General features: G+C 42.2%; 6 protein-coding genes. All 6 read left to right on the top strand.

The window, feature by feature from the left end:
* On the top strand, window positions 1-978 hold the full coding sequence (locus Q8P28_07250; protein MDP2682584.1) for a diguanylate cyclase: 978 nt from the start codon (window positions 1-3) through the stop codon (window positions 976-978).
* Entirely contained in the window at window positions 965-2,404 is a 1,440-nt protein-coding gene (locus Q8P28_07255; protein ID MDP2682585.1) for an OmpA family protein, read from the top strand. The genes Q8P28_07250 and Q8P28_07255 overlap by 14 nt, the downstream gene beginning before the upstream one ends.
* 66 nt (window positions 2,405-2,470) lie before the next feature.
* The gene (locus tag Q8P28_07260) at window positions 2,471-3,604 is read left to right on the top strand and encodes a DUF362 domain-containing protein (GenBank protein ID MDP2682586.1); all 1,134 of its coding nucleotides are present in this window, start codon (window positions 2,471-2,473) and stop codon (window positions 3,602-3,604) included.
* 87 nt (window positions 3,605-3,691) lie between these two features.
* Window positions 3,692-4,828, top strand: coding sequence for a DegT/DnrJ/EryC1/StrS family aminotransferase (locus tag Q8P28_07265; protein ID MDP2682587.1), 1,137 nt, complete (start codon window positions 3,692-3,694; stop codon window positions 4,826-4,828).
* A gap of 68 nt (window positions 4,829-4,896) precedes the next feature.
* Window positions 4,897-5,490, top strand: a complete 594-nt coding sequence (locus tag Q8P28_07270; protein ID MDP2682588.1) for an SIS domain-containing protein — start codon at window positions 4,897-4,899, stop codon at window positions 5,488-5,490.
* A gap of 99 nt (window positions 5,491-5,589) precedes the next feature.
* Window positions 5,590-6,406 (top strand): radical SAM protein (locus tag Q8P28_07275; GenBank protein ID MDP2682589.1); only part of this gene is annotated, 817 nt, incomplete at its 3' end.

Raw genomic sequence — 6,406 nt, forward strand, 5'->3', positions numbered from 1 at the left:
ATGACAGAAAAAACACTTTTAATAGTTGATGACTCGCCAACCATCAGGCAATTGGTAAAAAATACTGTAGTGGCAGGCGGCCTGTTTTCAAAGGTTTTTGAGGCAGAAGACGGCATGGAGGCATTGAAAATTTTTTTTAAAAATAAGGTTGACTTTGTTATCACAGATGTAATGATGCCAAAGGTTGACGGTTATAAGTTTATATCTGCGATAAAGGAGAGCGAGGATGGCAAGGATTGCCCGGTGATAATGCTCAGCGCAAGCAGGAAAGAGGTTGTTGATAAGATAAAGGGGCTGCATATAGGGGCAAGCGATTATCTATTAAAGCCATTTGATCAGAGTGAGCTTCTGGCAAGGATAAGAGTTTTTCTAAAAATACAGGAATTGCAGAATGACCTGAAGGAGAAAAATGTACTGCTGGAAAAACTGTCGGTAACCGACGAACTCACAGGTCTTCACAACAGGAGATATTTCTATGACCATATAAAGATGCATGTGGCTCTGGCAAAACGTCATGAGTATCATATCGGCTGCCTTATGATAGATATAGACCATTTTAAAAATATAAACGACACTTATGGGCATGATGTTGGAGATAAGGCGCTGAAGGGGTTGACCCGTCTTTTGAAGGACGGGATAAGAGACGGGGAGGTTCTTGCAAGATTCGGCGGCGAGGAGTTTATTGTATGCCTGTGCAGGGCAGACAAGAACGGGGCGATTGCCGCCGCAGAGAGGATGAGAAAGGCGGTGGAAGGCGCCAACCTTTTAAATGATGTTAATAATCCTCTAACGGTAACCATCAGCGTAGGTATCGCTACATATCCACAGGAAGGATTAAAGAATTCGGATGATATAACAAAGGCGGCTGATAAGGCGCTTTACTATGCTAAAAGGACAGGGAGAAACAGGGTTGCGGTATATTCTGATATAATAGCGTCATCCAATGAAGGAAAGGAGGTGTGTGATGAAAGAAGTTAGGAGTCAGAAGTCAGAAGTTACAGGTCACAAGTCACAAGTCACAAGTCACAAGTCCGGTGTCTGGTGTCTGGTGACGGTATTTTTACTGTTCATTGTCTTGGCGGGCTGCGGCATAAACAAAGATATCTATCAGAAGACAGTGGAGGAGTCCGAGGCAAGAAAGGCCGGTATGGAGCAGGCGCAGAAAGAGATTGCGAGGCTGCAAGATGAGAATCAACAGCTAAAAAACAAGATTGCTGAGTTATCAAAGCAGATTGAAGAACTGAGTGCCGCAAAGGCGGGCATGGAGCAGGCGCAGAAAGAGATTGCGAGGCTGCAAGATGAGAATCAACAGCTAAAAAACAAGGTTGCTGAGCTGTCAAAGCAGATTGAAGAACTGAGTGCCGCAAAGGCTGGTATGGAGCAGGCGCAGAAAGAGATTGCGAGGCTGCAAGATGAGAATCAACAGCTAAAAAACAAGATTGCTGAGTTATCAAAGCAGATTGAAGAACTGAGTGCCGCAAAGGTGGGTGTGGAGCAGGCACAGAAAGAGATTGCGAGGCTGCAAGAGGAGAATCAACAGCTAAAAAACAAGGTTGCTGAGTTATCAAAACAGATTGAAGAACTTACTGCCGCAAAAGAAGTAGTTTCGCATACGCAGCAGAAACTCAGCCAGAAGACAGAAGAAGAGCTTGAAGCAAGAAATGCAGATATGGAGCAGGCGCAGAAAGAGATTGCGAGGCTGCAAGATGAGAATCAACAGCTAAAAAACAAGGTCGCTGAGCTGTCAAAGCGGATTGAAGAACTAATCGCCGCAAAAGAAGAAGAGATTAATGCCCTGAAAAAGGAGAGGGAGGGGCTTTTAAGCAAGGTCGAGTATCTTAATAAAGAGGTGGAAAGGCTGAAGATAAAGGCCGGCGAGCTCTCCGCTGAAAAGGAAAAGGAACTTGCGGGTGTAAAGAGCGCCTATGAAAACCTGATGAAAGAAATGAAAGAGGAGATAGACAAGGGAGAGATAAAGATTACCCAGGCCATTGACAGACTTTCGGTAAATATGGTTGAGAAGATACTTTTTGACTCCGGCAAGGCAGAAATAAAACCGGAAGGCCTTAAGATCCTCGGCAGAGTTGGGAATATATTAAAGGGGATAATCGACAAGCAGATAAAGATAGAAGGGCATACGGACAATGTAAAGATAGGCCAGCGCATAAAAGAGAGGTATCCGACAAACTGGGAGCTCTCTACAGCAAGGGCAACAAATGTTGTGCGGTATCTTCAGGATAAGGTTGGCATTGATCCAAAACTTTTATCTGCCGCCGGATATTCAGAGTATAAGCCTATTGCCGCCAATGATACGACAGATGGGAGGGCGCAGAACAGGAGGATGGAAATAGTGCTTCTGCCGCTGGATTTGGTGAATGTTGTGGAGGAGTTGAAGAAAAAGTAGTTGCCCATTTATGGGCGTATCTGCTTATCTTTAATTAAAAAACGCCGATGAATCGGCAACTACTAAATGAAACCAGATGTAGTTATTACTAAGTGCAATGATTATATCAATGAGGAGGTTTACAGGATAGTAAAGGAGTCTGTGGACCTCCTCGGCGGTATAGGGGCATTCGTAAAAAATGGCGAACAAATCCTTTTAAAACCAAACCTCCTTTCTGCAAAACCTCCTGATGCAGCCGTAACAACCCATCCTGCGGTAGTAAGGGCAGCGATACAGCTTGTAAAAGAGGCTGGGGCAACCCCTGTTGTAGGCGATAGCCCGGGCATTGGCAGCGCTCTTAAGGTTGCTCAAAAATGCGGGATTGCGGCAGTTGCGAAAGAGTTTGGAGTAGAGATAATAAACCTTGCCCAATCTATAAGTGTGGAAAATCCTAATGGGAAAACCTTTAAAAGACTTGAACTGTCAAAAGAGGCAATAGAGGTTGACGGCATAATAAACCTTCCGAAGCTTAAGACCCATGCCCAGATGTTTTTGACCCTTGGCGTAAAAAATATGTTTGGCTGTGTTGTCGGCGCAAGGAAGCCGCAGTGGCATATGGCGGCAGGTGTTGACACTTATGCCTTTGCAAGGATGCTTATTGATACATATTTATTTCTAAAGCCCAGACTGACAATAGTTGACGGCATCGTAGGTATGGAGGGAAATGGGCCGGGAAGCGCTGGCGACCCAAGAAGGCTCGGCCTTATATTTGCAGCAGTGGATTGCATAGCCCTTGACAGGGTTATAACAGAGGTCTTGGGCGTTGAGGCAAATGCCCTTCTTACGACAAAGGTTGCAGAAGAAGATGAAATTGGAATAACAGACATAAACGAGATAAATATCCTTGGAGAGGGAATAGAAGATGTTAAGATTCATGATTTCAAATTTCCCCCGCTTGCGAGCATAGAATTTAAGCTTCCATTCGCGCTTCACAATTATCTAAGGAAGCCGCTTACATCAAGGCCTTCAATAGACAATAAAGAATGTACGCTATGCAATATGTGTGTTGATATCTGCCCGCTGGGGATTATGACAAAAACAGATAAAATCAATATTGACTATGATAAATGCATACGATGCTTCTGCTGTCTGGAGATATGTCCTGAAGGGGCCATAACGGTAAAGGATGGCTGGCTGAAGAGGATAATAAGCAGTTTGTAATAGAAGTTTGTAGCTTGCCCATTTATGGGCGTCTTTAAAAAAGCCGATAAATCGGCAGACTACATATATTTAAGGAGGATAAGGGGAATGAAGGTATCATTATTAAATCTCAAGCTCCAGTATCAGGGCATACGGGAAGAGGTGTTAAAAGAGATTGAGAAGATCTGTGATAATCAGTCGTTTATCCTTGGAGAAAATGTAAAGGCATTAGAGCAGGAGATAGCTAAGTATTGCAATGCAAAATTTGCCATTGGCGTCGCTTCCGGAACAGACGCCATATTATTGCCGCTTATGGCTGCCGGCATTGGCGCCGGAGACAGGGTCATTACCACGTCATATACATTCTTTGCCACAGCAGGCTCAATTGCAAGGCTTAATGCAATTCCTGTTTTTGTCGACATAGAGCCTGATACATACAATATTGACCCGGACAAATTGGAGGATGTTATAAAAAAACAGTCCGCTGCTCAAAGGCCGCGGCTCAAGGCCATAATCCCTGTTCATCTTTATGGCCAGTGCGCTGAAATGGAGCCTATCATAAAAATAAGCAAGAAATATAAACTCGCTGTTATTGAAGATGCTGCTCAGACTATCGGCGCAACATATAAAGGAAAGATGGCAGGTTCTATAGGCGATTTCGGGAGCCTTTCATTTTATCCTTCAAAAAATCTCGGTGGTTTCGGAGACGGCGGCATGGTGACTACAAATAATGAGAAACTATCAGAAAAGGTCAGGATATTAAGGGTGCATGGAAGCAAGCCAAAATACTATCATAAAATGGTAGGTATAAACAGCAGGCTTGATGAGCTGCAGGCTGCTGTGTTAAGGATAAAGCTGAAACATCTTGAGGCATGGACAAATAAGAGGATAGAAAGGGCTGAGAGATATGATACGCTTTTTAAACATGCCGGTCTGTCAGATATAGTATCTCTTCCGGTAAGGCGCGCATACAACCGTCATGTGTTCAATCAATATATTGTAAGGGTTAAAAAGCGTGATGCATTAAGAAATTATCTGGCAAAAGAAGGCATAGGCACAGAAATATATTATCCAGTTCCATTGCATCTGCAGCAGTGTTTTAAGTATCTTGGATACAAAAAAGGAGCCTTCCCTGCATCTGAGAAAGCCGCAAGGGAAACACTGGCATTGCCTATTTATCCTGAACTTGTTTTAGAAGAGCAGGAATATGTTGTGAAGAAGATTGCTGAGTTTTACAGGAAATAAACATTGACTGCCGAAAGCGCGATGTGATACTGAATTACATTCAAATACTAAGAAAGTTGAGGTGAAGAATGGAGAAAGATATAGAAAATTATTTTTCGGAGTTTAAAAACACATTATCAAAGATTCAGGTTGCTGACGGAAATAACAAGGCTATTGATTTGATAAATGGGTTAGAGGCAGCAATAAATCTGATTATTTCTCAGACCTCAAAAGGCAATAAAATCATATTTATTGGCAATGGCGGAAGCGCTTCTATAGCAAGTCATCAGGCTATAGACTTTTTTAAAAACGGCGGAATGCGCGCCATCTGTTTTAACGATTCATCGCTTTTAACATGTTTGAGCAATGATTTTGGGTATCAATATATATTTGAAAAACCAATTGAGATGTTTGCTGATAATGGAGATATACTGGTCGCCATAAGCAGTTCAGGCAAATCTGAGAATATAGTAAGGGGTGTGGATGCCGGCAGAAAAACCGGTTGTCATATAATCACAATGTCAGGTTTTAAACCCAATAATCCCCTTCGCAGCAAGGGTAAAATAAATTTCTATGTGCCATCGGATTCCTATGGTTATGTAGAGATTGCCCATCTTATCTTGTGCCATAGCATGGTGGATATGATTGTGGCTGAAAAGCAGATGAAATTACAGCCTGCATGATTATTAATCCTGGCGCAAAATAAATGACATTAAAACAGCATACGATTCAGGCATCCAAAGGGGTAAAGTGTTATCCTGTTCCTGAAAGGGAGTTTTGGAATGTATGATCTAATTTTAATATCGCCTATAAATACTCAACTCGGAAGATTTAAAAGATTTGTGCCCCGGAGTGTGCCGATCGGAATAGGTATCCTTGCCGGTTTTCTGAGGAAGCAAGGATTATCAGTTAAAATAATAGACCAGGAATTGGTAGATATTAATATCAATACAATAAAAGATATTCTTGAGCAGTGTAAAAAGCCGCATATTATCGGCGTCAGTGTTATGACTGCCAATGTGGCCAGCGGCTACAGGATAGCGGAACTGATTAAATCGGTTGATAAAGAGGCGGTGGTTGTATTTGGCGGAATACATGCTACGGTTATGCCTGAGGAGATTCTTCAAAATGGCAATATTGATTTTATTGTTAAAGGTGAGGCGGAATATACATTTCTGGAGCTTATTCGGCAGATTCAAGGCGGTTCACTCGAACGAGATAAGTTGGAAAATATCGGCTTTGTAGAAGACGGAAAGATAGTTTACACAAAAACCTCGACCAAAATGGTTGATGTAAATGAAGTGCCGATGTTTCCTTATGATATGTATGACCCGTCTCAATATAATCTGGGTTTTATTCTAACTTCAAGGGGATGTCCATTTGATTGTATCTTTTGCAGCCAAAGGGTTATTACGAAAAGAAGCTACAGATATACTTCGTCGGAACGGGTTATAGAAGAGCTTGATTATTTAATCAATGAGTTAAAGCAGCCTAATATCACATTTTTTGATGATTATTTTACCGGAAATAAAAAAAGGGTATTTGAGTTGTGCGAGATGATACAGAAAAGGGGTTTTCATAAGAAGGCATCTTTTGGGG

Source organism: Deltaproteobacteria bacterium, assembly GCA_030690165.1.
In the GTDB taxonomy this organism is placed as follows: Bacteria; Desulfobacterota; GWC2-55-46; order UBA9637; family UBA9637; genus JACRNJ01.